Annotated in this window: 11 protein-coding genes; 8 read left to right on the top strand and 3 right to left on the bottom strand. The window is 74.1% G+C overall.

The window, feature by feature from the left end:
• Positions 1 to 106: 106 nt before the first annotated feature.
• Genes ACZ79I_RS38390 through ACZ79I_RS38360 form a run of 7 tightly spaced genes read left to right on the top strand, consistent with a single transcriptional unit; the run spans position 107 to position 7583 of the window.
• Positions 107 to 577 (top strand): (2Fe-2S)-binding protein, encoded by a 471-nt coding sequence (locus tag ACZ79I_RS38390; RefSeq protein ID WP_471504243.1) that lies wholly within the window; start codon positions 107 to 109, stop codon positions 575 to 577.
• Positions 574 to 2934 (top strand): xanthine dehydrogenase family protein molybdopterin-binding subunit, encoded by a 2361-nt coding sequence (locus ACZ79I_RS38385; protein WP_471504241.1) that lies wholly within the window; start codon positions 574 to 576, stop codon positions 2932 to 2934. Before ACZ79I_RS38390 ends, ACZ79I_RS38385 begins: the two co-directional genes overlap by 4 nt.
• Entirely contained in the window at positions 2931 to 3788 is an 858-nt protein-coding gene (locus ACZ79I_RS38380) for an FAD binding domain-containing protein (protein WP_471504239.1), read from the top strand. Before ACZ79I_RS38385 ends, ACZ79I_RS38380 begins: the two co-directional genes overlap by 4 nt.
• A 22-nt stretch (positions 3789 to 3810) precedes the next feature.
• Entirely contained in the window at positions 3811 to 4668 is an 858-nt protein-coding gene (locus ACZ79I_RS38375; protein WP_471505498.1) for an AAA family ATPase, read from the top strand.
• A 1-nt stretch (position 4669) separates the two neighbouring features.
• Positions 4670 to 5779 (top strand): vWA domain-containing protein, encoded by a 1110-nt coding sequence (locus tag ACZ79I_RS38370; protein ID WP_471504237.1) that lies wholly within the window; start codon positions 4670 to 4672, stop codon positions 5777 to 5779.
• 15 nt (positions 5780 to 5794) lie between these two features.
• Entirely contained in the window at positions 5795 to 6907 is a 1113-nt protein-coding gene (locus ACZ79I_RS38365) for an XdhC family protein (RefSeq protein ID WP_471504235.1), read from the top strand.
• 10 nt (positions 6908 to 6917) lie between these two features.
• Complete coding sequence (locus ACZ79I_RS38360) at positions 6918 to 7583, top strand: SRPBCC family protein (RefSeq protein WP_471504233.1); 666 nt, start codon at positions 6918 to 6920, stop codon at positions 7581 to 7583.
• 39 nt (positions 7584 to 7622) lie between these two features.
• Here ACZ79I_RS38360 and ACZ79I_RS38355 read toward each other — a convergent pair whose 3' ends face one another.
• Positions 7623 to 8144, bottom strand: a complete 522-nt coding sequence (locus ACZ79I_RS38355) for a metallophosphoesterase family protein (RefSeq protein WP_471504231.1) — start codon at positions 8142 to 8144, stop codon at positions 7623 to 7625.
• Positions 8145 to 8185: 41 nt separating this feature from the next.
• Entirely contained in the window at positions 8186 to 10663 is a 2478-nt protein-coding gene (locus ACZ79I_RS38350) for a SpoIIE family protein phosphatase (RefSeq protein ID WP_471504229.1), read from the bottom strand.
• A 469-nt stretch (positions 10664 to 11132) separates the two neighbouring features.
• On the opposite strand from ACZ79I_RS38350, the gene ACZ79I_RS38345 reads away from it, so the two are divergent.
• Positions 11133 to 13286: a SpoIIE family protein phosphatase gene (locus tag ACZ79I_RS38345; RefSeq protein WP_471504227.1), complete on the top strand. Its 2154-nt coding sequence runs from the start codon at positions 11133 to 11135 to the stop codon at positions 13284 to 13286.
• 87 nt (positions 13287 to 13373) lie between these two features.
• On the opposite strand, the gene ACZ79I_RS38340 is transcribed toward ACZ79I_RS38345, so the two are convergent.
• Positions 13374 to 14807, bottom strand: coding sequence for a S1 family peptidase (locus ACZ79I_RS38340; RefSeq protein ID WP_471504225.1), 1434 nt, complete (start codon positions 14805 to 14807; stop codon positions 13374 to 13376).
• Between the last annotated feature and the right edge of the window lie 375 nt (positions 14808 to 15182).

Raw genomic sequence — 15182 nt, 5'->3', positions numbered from 1 at the left:
CTCAACCATTTTGCGTCGCGGTACTCGCCCCTCCCGCTCCCCGGCCTTAGAGTGACGCACGTCACGCACACTGGCTGACACGCCTCACCTTGCTCTGGGAGGGCACATGACCCGTATCGCGGTGAAGGTGGACGGCACCACATACGAGGACGAGGTCGAACCCCGTCTCCTCCTGGTCCACTACTTGCGGGACCGGCTGGGTCTCACCGGGACCCCCATCGGCTGTGACACCTCGAACTGCGGCGCCTGCACGGTCGAGCTCGACGGGCAGACCGTCAAGAGCTGCTCGGTGCTCGCCGTCCAGGCCGACGGGGGCGAAGTGACCACCGTTCAGGGACTCGCCGAGGACGGCGAGTGGCATCCGCTGCAGAAGGCGTTCCACGAGCGGCACGCGCTGCAGTGCGGTTACTGCACGCCCGGAATGATCATGGCTGCCCGGGACCTGCTCAGGGAGAACCCCTCCCCGACCTCGGACGAGGTACGGCACGCCCTGGAGGGCAACCTCTGCCGGTGCACCGGCTACCAGAACATCGTGCGCGCGGTCGTCGCCGCCTCCGGGCAGGAGGCCGCGTCATGACCGAGGCGACCGAACGGGAGGTGGGCCGGGCCCGGCTGCGCAAGGAGGACGCCCGGCTCGTCACCGGCCAGACCAACTGGACCGACAACATCCAGGTCACCGGTCTGCTGCACCTGGCGATCCTGCGCAGCCCCATGGCGCACGCCCGCATCGACCGGGTCGACGTCTCCCCCGCACTCGAACGCCCCGGTGTCGTCGCGGCGTTCAGCGGCCGCGACCTCGCCCAGGGGCTGGGTTCGCTGCCCTGCGCCTGGCCGGTGACCGAGGACATCGTGCTGCCCGAGCACCCCCCGATCGCGGTCGAGGAGGTACGCCACGCGGGCGATCCCGTGGCGGTCGTCGTGGCCCGCGACCGGTACGCGGCCGCCGACGCGCTGGAGGCCGTGGAGGTCGACTACACGCCCCTGCCGCCGGTGCTCGACCTGGAGGCGGCGCTCGCCGACGACGCACCGCTCGTCCACTCCGACAAGGGCACCAACCGCTGTTACGTCTGGCCCCTGAAGACCGGCGAGGACTACGAGACCGTCAGGCAGCGCGCCGAGGTCGTCGTCCGGCGCCGCTACCACCAGCAGCGGCTCATCCCCAACGCCATGGAACCGCGCGCCGTCGTGGTCACCCCGCTCGCCGCCTCCGGCGAGTACACCGTCCACTCCGCCACCCAGATCCCGCACATCCTGCGGATCATGCTCGCCACGGTCACCGGCGTGCCCGAACACAAGCTGCGCGTGATCGCCCCCGACGTGGGCGGCGGCTTCGGCTCCAAGCTCCAGGTCTACGGCGAGGAGGCCATCGCGCTGGACGTGGCGCGCCGCCTGGGCCGCCCGGTGAAGTGGACCGAGTCCCGCTCCGAGGGCTATCTGGCAACCCATCACGGCCGGGGCATGATCCAGGACATAGAGATCGCGGCCACCCGCGAGGGCAGGCTGCTCGGTCTGAAGGTGGACCTCCTGGCCGACATGGGCGCGTATCTGATGCTCGTCACGCCCGGCATCCCGATCCTGGGCGCGTTCATGTACCCGGCGATCTACAAGATGGACGCCTACGATTTCACCTGCACGGGCGTGTTCACCACCCGGACGCCCACCGACGCCTACCGGGGCGCCGGACGGCCGGAGGCCACGTTCGCGATCGAGCGTGTCATGGACGAGCTCGCCGCCGAACTCGGCCTGGACCCGATCGAGTTGCGGCGCCGCAACTGGATCGGCCACGAGGAGTTCCCGTACACGTCGATCGCGGGCCTGACCTACGACAGCGGCAACTATGAGGCGGCGACGGACAAGGCGCTCGCCCTGTTCGGCTACGACGACCTGCGCGCGGAGCAGCGCAAGCGCAACGAGCGCGGCGACACGGTACGGCTCGGCATCGGCGTGTCGACGTACACCGAGATGTGCGGGCTGGCGCCGAGCCGGGTGCTGCGTGACCTGAGGTACGCCGCGGGCGGCTGGGAGGCGGCGAGCATCCGCATGCTGCCCACCGGCAAGGTCGAGGTCGTCACCGGCACCAGCCCGCACGGGCAGGGGCATGTGACGGCGTGGAGCCAGATCGCCGCCGACGTGCTGGGGGTGCCCTTCGAGGACGTCGAGGTCGTGCACAGCGACACCAGGGCCGCCCCGCAGGGCATGGACACCTACGGGTCGCGGTCGCTGGTCGTGGGCGGCGCGGCCGTGCACCACGCCGCCGTGAAGGTCGTCGACAAGGCCCGGAAGGTCGCCGCGCACCTGCTGGAGGCCAGCGAGCAGGACCTGGAGTTCACCGGCGGGGTGTTCTCGGTGAAGGGCTCGCCCGAGGCCCGCAGGACCATCCAGGAGATCGCCTTCGAGACCTTCTCCTCGCACGACCTGCCCGACGGCATGGAACCCACCATCAACGCCGAGATCGTCGTGGACCCGGAGAACTTCTCCTACCCGCACGGCACCCATCTGTGCGCGGTCGAGGTGGACACGGAGACCGGGCGGACCTCGATCCGGTCGTATGTGTGCGTCGACGACGTCGGCCGGGTCGTCAACCCGCTGATCGTGGAGGGGCAGGTGCACGGCGGGGTCGCCCAGGGCATCGGACAGGCCCTGTACGAGGAGGCGGTGTACGACGACGAGGGCAACCTGGTCTCGGGCACGATGGCCGACTACCTCGTGCCGTCGGCCGCCGACCTCCCCCACTTCGTGACCGACCGGACCGAGACGCCCGCCACCTCCAACCCCCTGGGCGCCAAGGGCGTCGGCGAGGCCGGGGCGATCGCGGCCACGCCGGCGGTCGTCAACGCCGTCGTCGACGCGCTGCGGCCCCTGGGCGTCACCGACGTCCCCATGCCCTGTACACCCGCACGGGTCTGGCAGTCCCTTCAGGAGGCGTCGGCATGATTCCCCCGGCATTCGACTACACCCGGCCGGCGAGCGTCGAGGAGGCGGTGCGCACGCTCGCCGACGCGGGCGACGAGGCGAAGGTGCTGGCCGGCGGGCAGAGCCTGCTGCCGCTGCTGCGGCTCAGGCTCGCCTTCCCCGAACTCGTCGTGGACGTGGGCCGGATCCCCGGACTGCGCGGAGTGCGCGAGGACGGCGACGCGCTGGTGATCGGGGCGCTGACCACGCACCACGAGGTCGTCCGCGACCCGCTGGTGCGCCGCCACGCGGGACTGCTCGCGGCGGCCACGGCGACGGTCGCCGATCCGGCCGTCCGGCATCGCGGCACCCTCGGCGGCTCGCTCGCGCACGCCGATCCGGCCGGTGATCTGCCCGCGGTGGCGCTCGCCCTCGACGCCGAGCTGGTGGCGGTGGGACCACAGGGACGGCGGACCGTTCCGGCCCGGGAGTTCTTCGTCGACTACCTGCAGACCGCGCTGCGCGCCGACGAACTGCTCGTGGAGGTGCGGGTGCCCAAGACGGACGGCTGGGGCTTCCACTACGAGAAGTTCAACCGGGTCGCGCAGGCCTGGGCGGTGGTCGGCGTGGCCGCCCTCGTGCGGCGCGACGACGGCCGTATCGCCGAGGCGCGGATCGGGCTGACGAACATGGGCCCGACGCCCCTGCGGGCCACGGCGGCGGAGAGTGCGCTCGCCGGGTCCCCGGTGGCGGCGGACGCCGTGGCCCGGGCCGCCGGCGCGGCGGCGGAGGGCACGCGCCCCTCGTCCGACCCGTCGGCCACACCCGAGTACCGCGCGCACCTCGCCCGGGTGCTCACCCGGCGGGCGGTCCTGGCTGCGGCGGGGACGGAGTGACGGATTGACCGGTCCGGAAGAGGTGCGCGAGCGGCTGGAGAAGACGGGCTACCTCGTCGACGAAGGGCTGGCCGTCGCCTGCTTCCTGGCGCTCGAACTGCACCGGCCGGTCTTCTGCGAGGGCGACGCGGGCGTGGGCAAGACCGCCCTCGCGTCCGCCCTCGCCGAGGCGCTCGGCGCCCCGCTGATCAGGCTGCAGTGCCACGAGGGCATCGACGCCTCCCAGGCCCTGTACGACTGGGACTTCCCGCGCCAGCTGCTGCATCTGCGCGCGGCCGAGGCGGCCGGGGTACGGGACCCGGACCGGCTGGAGGCCGAGCTGTACGACCGGCGGTTCCTCATCGCCCGGCCGCTGCTGAAAGCCCTGGAGACCCACCCCTGCGTGCTGCTGGTGGACGAGATCGACCGCGCCGACGACGAGTTCGAGGCGTTCCTGCTGGAGCTGCTGTCGGACTTCTCGGTCACCCTCCCCGAACTGGGCACGCTGCGGGCCGAGGTGCCGCCGGTGGTGGTGCTGACGTCGAACCGTACGCGCGAGGTGCACGACGCGCTCAAGCGCCGCTGCCTCTACCACTGGTTCGACCATCCCGGCTTCGCGCGCGAACTCGCCATCGTCCGGCGCCGGCTGCCTCAGGTGACCGCCCGGCTGGCGGAGCAGGTGACCGCGCTGGTGCAGGCCCTGCGCGCCGAGGACCTGGTGAAGCCGCCGGGCGTCGCGGAGACGATCGACTGGGCGCGGGCGCTGGACGCGCTGGGCGCGACGGAGGCGGACGCGGAGCTGGCGGTTGCGACGCTCGGGTCGGTCCTGAAGTACCGGGAGGACATGGAGCGCGCACGCGGCCTCGACCTGTCGGCGATCCTCGCGGCGCGCGGGACCTGACATGGACCTCGATGCCCCCGCCGTCCTCGTCGGCTTCGCCCGCGCCCTGCGCGCGGCGGGCGTCGACGCGGGTCCGGACCGCGTCCACGCCTTCCTGCGTGCGCTGGGCGCACTGCGGCCGGGGACCCGCTCCGACGTGTACTGGGCCGGGCGGCTCACGCTCTGCGCGGGACGCGATGACCTGGAGCGCTACGAACGGCTCTTCGCCGCCTATTTCGGAACCGCCGGGACCCACGGCGACGGCCGGGCGACGGCGGCGGCGCCCCGGCCGCGGACGGTGCTCCGGGTCGCGGGGGCCGCTCCCCGCACGGCCACGCGCACCGGGGACACCGCGCCCGCGTCCGCGCTCGCCAGCCGCACCGAGGTACTGCGGCACCGTGACATCGCGGGTCTGACGACCGCCGATCGGGAGCATCTGCGACGGCTGCTGGCGGCGTTCACCCTGCGTGGCGAGGTGCGGCGCACCGCCCGCCGGCAGCCGGCCCGCCGCGGCGGTGTCGATCCGCGGCGCACCGTACGGGAGATGCTGCGCCATGGCGGCGAGCCGGTGCGCCCGCTGCTGCACGCCCGCGCCGACCGGCCCCGGCGGGTGGTGCTGCTCGTCGACGTGAGCGGTTCCATGGCGCCGTACGCGGACGCGCTGCTGCGCTTCGCGCACGCGGCCGCCCGCGGCGGCCGCACCGAGGTGTTCACCGTCGGCACCCGGCTGACCCGGGTGACCCGCGAACTGTCGCGCCGCGACCCGGAGGCGGCGCTCGCGGCGGCCGCCGCGGCCGTGCCGGACTGGCGCGGGGGCACCCGGCTCGGTGAGCTGCTGCGCGCCTTCCTCGACCGGTGGGGGCAGCGCGGGATGGCGCGGGGCGCGGTGGTGGTGCTGCTGTCGGACGGCTGGGAGCGCGGGGACCCGGCGCTGCTCGCGGCCCAGATGCGCCGTCTGCACCGGCTGGCGCACCGGGTGGTGTGGGCCAACCCCCTCAAGGCCCGGCCGGGTTACGCTCCCCTGGCCGCGGGTATGGCGGCTGCGCTGCCGAGCGTGGACGCGTTCGTGGAGGGGCACAGCCTGGCGGCTCTGGAGCGGCTGGCGGCGGTGGTGAAAGGAGCACAACCGTGATCGAGGGAGCGCGTGATGCGTGAGATCCTCCCGGCGCTGCACCAGTGGTACACGGCGGGATCGCCCTTCGGGCTCGCGACCGTCGTCGCGGTGAGCCGCAGCGCGCCGCGCGGACCGGGGGCGGCGATGGCCGTGGGTCCCGGCGACGAGGTGCTGGGCAGCGTCTCCGGCGGCTGTGTCGAGGGCGCGGTGTTCGAACTGGCCCAGGAGGTCGTGGAGTCGGGTGAGGCCCGGGTCGCGACCTTCGGCTACAGCGACGAGGACGCGTTCGCCGTGGGGCTCACCTGCGGCGGCGAGATCACGCTGCTGGTGCGCCGGGTGACGGCGCGGGAGGACGTCTCGTTCGGGAAGGTGGCCGAGTCGGTGGCCGCCGGGCGCCCCGTGACCGTGGCGAGCGTGGTCGGGGGTCCCGCGCCGCGCGGGGCCTCGATCGCCGTCTGGCCGGACGCGGTGTCGGGCTCGCTGGGCTCGACGGGCCTGGACGCGGCGGTGACGGCCGACGCGCGCGGCGAACTCGCGCTGGGCGCCACCGGGCAGCGGCACTACGGTCCCCACGGCGAGCGGCGTGAGGACGCGGTCACGGTGTTCCTGCAGTCGTTTGCGCCCCCGCCGCGGATGCTGGTCTTCGGCGCCATCGACTACGCGGCGGCGGTCGCGCGGATCGGCGCCTTCCTCGGCTACCGGGTCACGGCGTGCGACGCCCGCCCGGTGTTCGCGACGCCGAAGCGCTTCCCGGAGGGGGTGGAGGTCGTCGTGGACTGGCCGCACCGCTATCTGCGCGGCACGGCCACCGACGAGCGCACCGTGATCTGCATCCTGACCCACGACCCGAAGTTCGACGTGCCCCTGCTGGAGGAGGCGCTGCGCCGCCCCGCCGCCTACATCGGGGCGATGGGCAGCCGCCGCACCCACGACGACCGGGCGAAACAGCTGGCCGAGGCAGGACTCACGGCCGCCGAACTCGCCCGGCTGCGCTCCCCGATCGGCCTGGACCTCGGGGCGCGGACGCCCGAGGAGGTGGCGGTGTCCGTCGCCGCCGAGATCGTCGCGCTGCGGTGGGGCGGCAGCGGGGCACCGCTGACGGCGACGGCGGGGGCGATCCATCCGGCGGGTCCCGCACCGCAGTGAGGAGGAACAGATGGAGCTGCACCACGAGTTCACCGTCCCGGTCCAGGTCGAGGACGCCTGGCGAACCCTCCTCGACATCGAGCGGGTCGCGCCGTGCATGCCGGGCGCGACGGTCGAGGAGTACGACGGCAAGACCGTGACCGGGTCGGTGAAGGTGAAGGTCGGCCCGATCACGGTCACCTACCGCGGCACCGCCGTGTTCGAGGAGCAGGACGAGGCGGCGCACCGGATGGTGCTGACGGCCAGCGGCCGGGAGACGCGGGGGCAGGGCACGGCCCGGGCCACCGTGACGGGCACGCTGGAGCCGCGGGACGGCGGCGGCACGACCGTGTCGGTGCGCACCGATCTGACCGTGACGGGCCGCCCCGCGCAGTTCGGGCGGGGGGTGCTGGCCGAGGTGGGCGACAAGCTGGTCGGGCAGTTCGCGGACTGTCTGGCGCAGCGGCTGGACGAGCCGGGCGCGGTCGGGGGCACCGCACCGGAGCCGGCCGCGGCCGCGGTGGCGGTCGCCGGCCGCGAGCGTCCCGCGGAGGCGGAACCCATCGATCTGCTGCGCACCGCGGGCGCTCCGGTGGCCAAGCGGCTCGCGGGAGCGGCGGCGGCCGTGGTGGTGGCGCTGCTGGCGTTCCTGAGGCTGCGCCGGTTCCGGCGTGCCCGCCACGGTGCCCGGCGGTGAGCGCCGCCCCCTGACGCGTCACCCGGCTCCCCGTCGCGGTCAGGCCCTCGACGGGCGCCCGGGGTGCGGGGGCAGGCGGTGCAGCTCCACGTCCGCCAGCACACCGCCGGTCACCGTCGCCGTCATGTAGGTGCAGTGGGGCTGACGGCGCCGGTCGGTCGGGGAGCCGGGGTTGAGCAGGCGCAGGCCGGTGTCCGTCGTGGTGTCCCAGGGGATGTGGCTGTGTCCGAAGACCAGCACATCGAGGTCGGGGAAGCGCTCGGCGCAGCGGCGCTCGCGACCCTGGGCGGGGCCGGTCTCGTGGACCACGCCGAGGCGCAGACCGCCGAGGTCGGCACGGGCCACCTCGGGGAGCCGAGCGCGCAGGGCGGGCCCGTCGTTGTTGCCGTGGACGCCGATCAGCCGGGCGGACCGGCTCTCCAGCAGGTCGAGGGTGGCGACGTCCGCCCAGTCACCGGCGTGGACGACCACGTCGGCACGCGGGAGTTCGGCGAGCAGTTGCGGGGGCAGTTCCCTGGCGCGCCGGGGCAGATGGGTGTCGGACAGGAGGAGCAGGCGCACGGCACCAGGGTGCCATGGCGTGCGGACGGGGGCGTCCGCCGTCAGGTGGGCGCCCTGGCCGGCGGCTCCCCGGACGCATTCGCCGGCGGCTCCTCCAGGAGGAGGTCGGCCCACACCTGTTTGCCGCCGCTGACCGGAAGCGTGCCCCACGCCACCGACATGGCCTCCACGAGCAGGATGCCGCGGCCACCGGTCGCCTCCCAGCCGATGCTCGTCGGCTTGACCGGTGAACGCGGTGAGGCGTCGGCGACCGCGACGCGCAGCCGGTGGTTGACGAGGGTGAGATCGAGGCGGACCTGGCCGTCGGTGTGGACGAGGGCGTTGGTGACGAGTTCGGAGACGACGAGGAGGATGGTGTCGAGTTCGTCCGCCACTCCCCAGGCGCGCATGGTGCGGCGGGTGAAGCGGCGGGCGTGCCGGGCGGCTTCCGGCACCCGCCACACGGTCCAGCTCTCGCGCAGCGGGCGCCGTGCCAGGCCGTCGTAGCGCACCAGGAGCAGGGCCACGTCGTCGCTTCGGTTGGCCCCGGCGAGCAGGGCGTCCGCGACGAGCCCGAGGTGCCCGGGGTCGGCGGCGGACAGTTCACCGGCCAGCAGCGCGAGGCCCTCCTCCTGGTCGCGGTCGACGGACTCCACCAGGCCGTCCGTGGTCAGGGCGAGGACCGCGCCGGGCTGCAGCCGGAGCGGGCTCATCGGGAAGTCGGCCTGGGTGAGGACCCCGAGAGGCGGTCCGCCCTCCGACTCGGTGATCTCCGTGCTCCCGTCCGGGTGACGCAGCACGGGCGGCAGATGGCCGGCACGGACGCACCAGGCGGTGCCCTCCTCCATGTCCAGGTCGACATAGCAGCAGGTCGCGAAGAGGTCGGACTCCATGTCCACGAGGAGCCGGTTGGCGTGGGAGACGACCACGTCCGGGGGGTGGCCCTCGGCGGCGTACGCGCGCAGTGCGGTGCGCATCTGGCCCATCAGGGTGGCGGCGCCGGCGTTGTGGCCCTGGACGTCGCCGATGACGAGCGCCACATGGTTCTCGGGCAGCGGGATGACGTCGTACCAGTCGCCGCCGAGCTCCAGGCCCGCGGTGGTGGGCAGATAGCGTGCCACGGCGACCGCGCCGGTCAGTGCGGGCAGGCGGCGCGGGAGGAGAGCGCGCTGCAGCATGCCGATCAGCTCGTGCTCGGCGTCGAAGGCGCGGGCGCGCACCAGGGCCTGTCCGGCGAGGCCCGCGGCGGCGGTGAGCAGGGCGCGTTCCTCGGGGCCGAAGTCGTGCGGGCTGTCCCAGCCGACCAGGCAGGCGCCGGCCATGCGCCCGCCGGCGGGCAGCGGCAGCACGGCGAGGCCGCCGGGGCCGACGTCGGCGAGCGCGGGCTCCAGGTCCGTACCGGCGGGCCAGATGGCGGCCCGGCCGTCCCTGAGCGCCGCGGCGAGGGTCGGCATGGCGCGTACGGGCGCGTCGGGCCACTCCGAACGCCACTCGGTGCGCCACAGCTCGGGCCAGGACTCCGGGTCGGGCGGGTCGAGGACGGTGACGACGAGCCGGTCGGCCTCCAGCTCCGCGAGGGCGATGCGATCGGCCCGCAGCGGCTTGCGCAGGGCGGCGACCACGGCCTGGCCGACGTCGCGGACGGTGCCCGCGGTGGCGAGGGCGGCCGCGAGCCGCTGGATGCGGGTCACGTCGCTGACGGCGGGCCGCAGCTTGGAGGCGTCGGCGATCGCTCCGGCGAGCCGCGCCGGGGCGCCCTCGCCGGCGGGCACTACGCGCCCTCGCAGCCGCAGCCACCTCGGCTCGCCGGAGGGCTGGAGGATGCGGAACTCCAGTTCCCGGTCGCCGATGGACAGGGGGTCCGGTTCGACCACCGACATCAGGGAGGGCAGGTCCTCCGGCACGGTCCGGGCCAGCAGTGTCTCGACCCTGCCGTCGAACGCGTCCGGGGCGATGCCGAACAGCTCCAGCACCTCGTCGTCGACCTCGACCCGGCCGCTGTCCATGGCGAGGAGGAAGGAGCCGCCGGGCAGCGCCCCCGGCCCCGCGGGCGCCGGTGCGGGGCCGACGACGGCGTCGGCGAGCATCCGCAGGCAGTCGCGTTCCTCGGGGTCGAAGCCGTCCGGGCCGTCGCTGACGACCGCGAGGCATCCGCCGTCGCGCAACGGCAGGAGGGCCAGCGAGAAGCCTCCGGTGGGCAGCCGGCGCCGGTCGGCCCAGCGGCCGACGTCCTCGGGTGTGAGCCACAGGGGCTGGCGGGAGCGGCACACATGGGCCGCGGGGGTCCCGCCGGAGACGGAGTAGGCGTCGTGCAGCCCGTACAGCGCCTTGGGCACGCCGACCGACTCGGTGAGGCGCAACTGCTCGCCGCCCTCGTCCGGGGTGTAGACGGCGGCGAGGGTCGCGTGCGTGAAGACGAGGATGCTTTCGAGCACACGACGCAGGCGCTCCCGCGGATCAAGATCGGCGGTGAGCGTCTTGAGAGCAAGTTCGGCACGCAGCGTCCTCGTGCTGCGTCCCTCAGCGCCCTCACTGACCACGTCCGCAATTACAGCGCGTCCGCGGCCCTAGCGCAGCCCCTGCGGAAGGGTGACGGCCGCAGGCCCGCGACGTGGCGCGAGCAGCCGCCGGGGGCCCGGCGGGGCAGCGGGCGGACGGGGCGGGCGGACGGGGCGGGCGGGGAGGCGCGTGGGCGGGTCCGAGGACGATGGATCGGGCCGCTCGGCGGGCCGCACACGTGCCTGGCCGCACGTGTGCCGCTCCTCGGGGCCTCGCCGGGGGCGGGCGGCCCCGCCGGGAGGCCGGCCGCTTGTACAGGTGTCCGCAGGATGACGGCGCCGACGGGCCGGTTGACCGTCGGGTGGGGCGGCGTCCGCGCGGACGGGGAGTGACGGGCCGGTGTGCGGAGGACCGGTTTCCGGCACGTCCGCGCTCGCCGTGCGCACGGCCCCGCCAGGGTGGAGCCTGATGCCTGAGGCCCCGGCACGGCCGTGCGAGGAGGTGGTCGGCATGCCCGACGGGAAGACTCCCGAGCCGGAGCCGGGCGCCGTGAGAGCGCCGGTGGAGCGCCCGCTGCTGTCGCTCGCGCTGGCCGCCATGATGGACGACGTACAGGCGCACTCCGGGGCGGTGTATCTGCTGGCGCCCGACGAGCCGGTGCTGGAGATGGCGGTCATGGCGGGACTGCCCCGGGCCTTCGCCGCCCCCTGGGAGCGGATCGGGCTCAACGCGCCGCTGCCGGTCGCCGAGGCGCTGCGCGAGCACCGGCTGGTCTGGGTCGGCGACGAGGAGCAGATGGCGAGCCGCTATCCACGGGTCGCGGTGGTGCTGCCGTACCCGTTCGCCCTGGCCGCGATGCCCGTGGCCACGCCGGACAGGGACTATGGTGCGGTCTTCGTGACCTGGCCCGGTTCCCGCCCGTCCGAGTTGCCCGACCGGGAGCACCGGTGTCTGACGGCGGCCTGCGACCGGCTCGCACAGCGGCTGGAGCGGGCCGCGGCCGAGCGCCGGCGGGTGGGCGCGGAGCCCGATCTGCTGGCCACCCTGCCGATGACGGCCGTGGCGGGCACGCTCGGCTCGAGGGAGGCGGCCCGGATGGTGGCGCGGCTGCCGTACGGGCTGTGCGCGCTCGACATGCACGGGCGGATCGGCTACGCGAACCCGGCCGCGGCCGAGATGCTCGGCGTCCCCGTCGGCACCCTGCTCGGTGCCCTGCTGTGGTCCGCGGTGCCCTGGCTCGACGACCCCGTGTACGAGGACCGCTACCGGGCCGCGCTGATCAGCCGGCGCGTGACGTCGTTCCTGGCGCTGCGCCCGCCCGGCACCTGGCTGTCCTTCCGCCTCTACCCGGGCACCGACGGGCTGAGCGTGCGCATCGCCCGGGCGCGCGCCGTCTCCGAGATGAGCCGTGCCGCCCCTGCCCCCGCCCCCGGCGACGGCGACGGCGGCACACGGCTGGTGACGATCTCGCACGTCCTGAGCCTGGCGAGCGCGCTCACCGAGGCGGTCGGGGTGCAGGACGTGGTGCGGCTGGTCGCGGACGAGATCGCGCCCACCGTGGGCGGCAAGGCCCTGGTGATCCTCGGCTCGCACGGCGGGCGGCTGCGTGTGCTCGGGCACCGCGGCTACCCGGACCCGTCCGTGGTGGAGCGCTGGAACGGTGTGCCGCTGACCGCACCGGTCCCCGGCACCCATGTCCTGACCAGCGGGGTGCCCGCCTTCTTCGACTCCCGGCAGCAGCTCGAGCACCTGTACCCGGCACGGCACAGGACACCGGACGGGATGGCCGCGTGGGCGTATCTGCCCCTCATCGCCTCGGGGCGGCCGGTGGGCACCTGGGTGCTCGCGTACACGGAGCCGCACGCCTTCCCGGCCGACGAGCGGGCCGTGCTGACGAGCCTGAGCGGGCTGATCGCACAGGCGCTGGAGCGGGCGCTCCTGTACGACGCCAAGCACCAGCTGGCCCACGGGCTGCAGGCGGCGCTGCTGCCGCACTCGCTGCCGTCGCTGCCCGGCATCGAGGCGGCCGCGCGCTATCTGCCCGCGACGCAGGGCATGGAGATCGGGGGTGACTTCTACGACCTGGTGCCGACCGGTGCGCGGGCGGCCGCCGCGATCGGGGACGTGCAGGGGCACAACGTGACGGCGGCGGGCCTGATGGGCCAGATCCGTACGGCCGTACGCGCCTACACGACGGTCGGCCAGTCGCCGGGGGAGGTGATGCGCAGCACCAACCGGCTGCTGTTCGACCTGGGCACCGACCTGTTCGCGAGCTGTGTCTACCTCCGGCTCGACACCGGCCGGGGACGGGTGGTCATGGCGCGGGCCGGGCATCCGCCGCCACTGCTGCGCAGGCCGGACGGGCGGGTCCGGGTGCTGGACCTGGCCGGCGGGCCGCTGCTCGGCATCGAGGGGCCGGTCAGGTATCCGACGACCGAGTTCGCCCTGGCGCCGGGTGCGGTGCTCGCGCTCTACACCGACGGGCTGATCGAGTTCCCCGGCGTGGACATCGAGGACGCCCTGGCGGATCTGGGTGAGGTGTTCGCCGACGGCGACGACGAGTCGCTGGAGTCGCTGGCCGACCGGCTGATACGGGACATGTCGGCCGAGGAGCGGCTGGACGACGTGGCGTTGCTGCTTTTGCGGGCGCGAACGACATCGTGAGGCGTGCGGGGGCGCGGGGCGGTCCGGCCCTTCCGCCGGAGGGCCGGACCGCCGTACCGCCTGCCGGAGCCCGTCAGGGCGCCGGGATCAGTGACTCGTCACGATTCCGGAGCCGTCGTTGGCGCCGTTGTTCACGCCGTTGCCCGTCGACTGCCCGGGCTGGTCGCCGCCGGTCTGGTCGGACGCGCCGCCCGCCTGGTCGCCGGCTCCGCTCTGGTCGCCGGCTCCGCTCTGGTCACCGGCTCCGCTCTGGCCACCGGGGCTCGCCGTCTGGTCTCCCGCGCCGCTCTGGTCGCCGGCCCCGCTCTGGCCGCCGGGGCTCGCGGTGCCTCCGGGGTTCGCGCTCTGGTCGCCCGAGCCCGCGGCGCCGCCCCCGGCGCCCGCGCCGAGTGTCGCGCCGGTCGCCTGGAGCGCCGTGGTCACCGGCTGGAAGAAGGTCTCACCGCCGGCGGTACAGTCGCCGCTGCCGCCCGAGGTCAGCCCGATGGCACTGCCGTCCTGGGTGAACAGGGAGCCGCCGCTGTCGCCCGCCTCGGCGCAGACGTCGGTCTGGATGAGGCCGGTGACGGTGTCGACGCCACCGGGGACGGTCTCGCTCTGGAAGTTGACCGTGGCGTCGAGGCCGGTGACCGTACCGTCGTGCAGTCCGGTGGTGCTGCCCATCCGGAAGACCTGCTGGCCCACCACGGCGTCCGCGGCCTGGGTGATCTGGACCGTCTGCCCGTTGCCCACGTTGACCTCGCTCGGGGCCTGGGTGGCGGGGTCGTCGTACTTGACGAGCGAGAAGTCGCCGTTGCCGGGGAAGGTGGCCTGGTCGACGGTGGCGATCGGCTGGCCGGTCTGGGAGTCGGACCACTGCTTCGCCGCGACTCCGCAGTGACCGGCCGTCAGGAAGGCCGGACTGCCGTCGCTCGCGGTGACGTTGAAGCCGAGGGAGCAGCGGATGCCGCCGCCGCCCGCCTGCGCGAAGATGGCGTCGCCGCCCGACACGAACGTCTTGAAGGTGCCCGCGGACTTCTTGACGGTCGCCACGCCCGAGCCGAGGTTCTGGACCGTCGACTGCAGCGTGTCCCACCGGGTGCCGGTGACGGTGCTGTCGGCGGTGACCCGGATCTCGTTGGTCTTGGGGTCGACGGACCACGCGGTGCCCGGGATCGTCGCCTTGGTCCTGAGCTCCTTGGCGGCGGCCTGGAGCGTGGAGGTGCTGTTCTGCACCGTGTTGGGGACCGCGCCCGCCTTTCTGACGGTGTTGACGACATTGCTGTTGTCGCCGACCACGTTGACGACGATCTGCTGCTTGTCCGCGTTGTAGTACGAGCCTGCGAAGGCGTCGCCCAGCTGGGAGGCGATCTGCGAGACGAGGGCCGGGACATCCGCCGCCTTGAACGTCTTCGGGGTGGCGTCCGACGAGTCCGTCTGCGACGCGTTGGCGTTGGGCAGCAGTAGGGCCGCAGCTCCGAGCGCCGCCACGCTTCCCGCCGCGATCGCGGCCTTGCGCTTGGGTATGCGTTTGTGACTCAACTCTCGACCTCCTGGGGACGGGGTGTGTTGCCGCCGTCCGGCAGCTGAACTGGGGGCGCCTGGATGCCTGTTGATACGCACGCGTCAGGTGGGGTGTTCAAGCGGTCCGGCAACTGGCCGAGTTGGCGTATGCGAAAGCGTGCGATAGACGGCAAACACGGCCGCCGGGGCGTGCTTCAGCGAAAAGAACCACTCCGGCACGTTCCGCGACGGGTCGATGACGGTCGGTCCTCCCCCTCGAACGGAATTCCGGCTTCAGCGAATCTGCACATCGAATGCGCAAGCAAGTCACCGCGCACGACGGATCTGCACAGTCGTGCGCCGGGGGCCGCGCCATTGGGAGGGGACTGTCCCATTCGGGGTTCGAGCGGCAAG

This window comes from Streptomyces sp. PSU-S4-23 (assembly GCF_055632315.1).
Note: the sequence above shows the minus strand (reverse complement) of the source record. Positions and strands in the feature narration are given on the sequence as shown.

Excerpts from the sequence above, each read along its gene's own strand:
- ACZ79I_RS38390 (WP_471504243.1), top strand. The coding sequence starts at position 107 with ATGACCCGTATCGCGGTGAAGGTGGACGGCACCACATACGAGGACGAG.
- ACZ79I_RS38385 (WP_471504241.1), top strand. The coding sequence starts at position 574 with ATGACCGAGGCGACCGAACGGGAGGTGGGCCGGGCCCGGCTGCGCAAG.
- ACZ79I_RS38380 (WP_471504239.1), top strand. The coding sequence starts at position 2,931 with ATGATTCCCCCGGCATTCGACTACACCCGGCCGGCGAGCGTCGAGGAG.
- ACZ79I_RS38370 (WP_471504237.1), top strand. The coding sequence starts at position 4,670 with ATGGACCTCGATGCCCCCGCCGTCCTCGTCGGCTTCGCCCGCGCCCTG.
- ACZ79I_RS38365 (WP_471504235.1), top strand. The coding sequence starts at position 5,795 with ATGCGTGAGATCCTCCCGGCGCTGCACCAGTGGTACACGGCGGGATCG.
- ACZ79I_RS38360 (WP_471504233.1), top strand. The coding sequence starts at position 6,918 with ATGGAGCTGCACCACGAGTTCACCGTCCCGGTCCAGGTCGAGGACGCC.
- ACZ79I_RS38345 (WP_471504227.1), top strand. The coding sequence starts at position 11,133 with ATGCCCGACGGGAAGACTCCCGAGCCGGAGCCGGGCGCCGTGAGAGCG.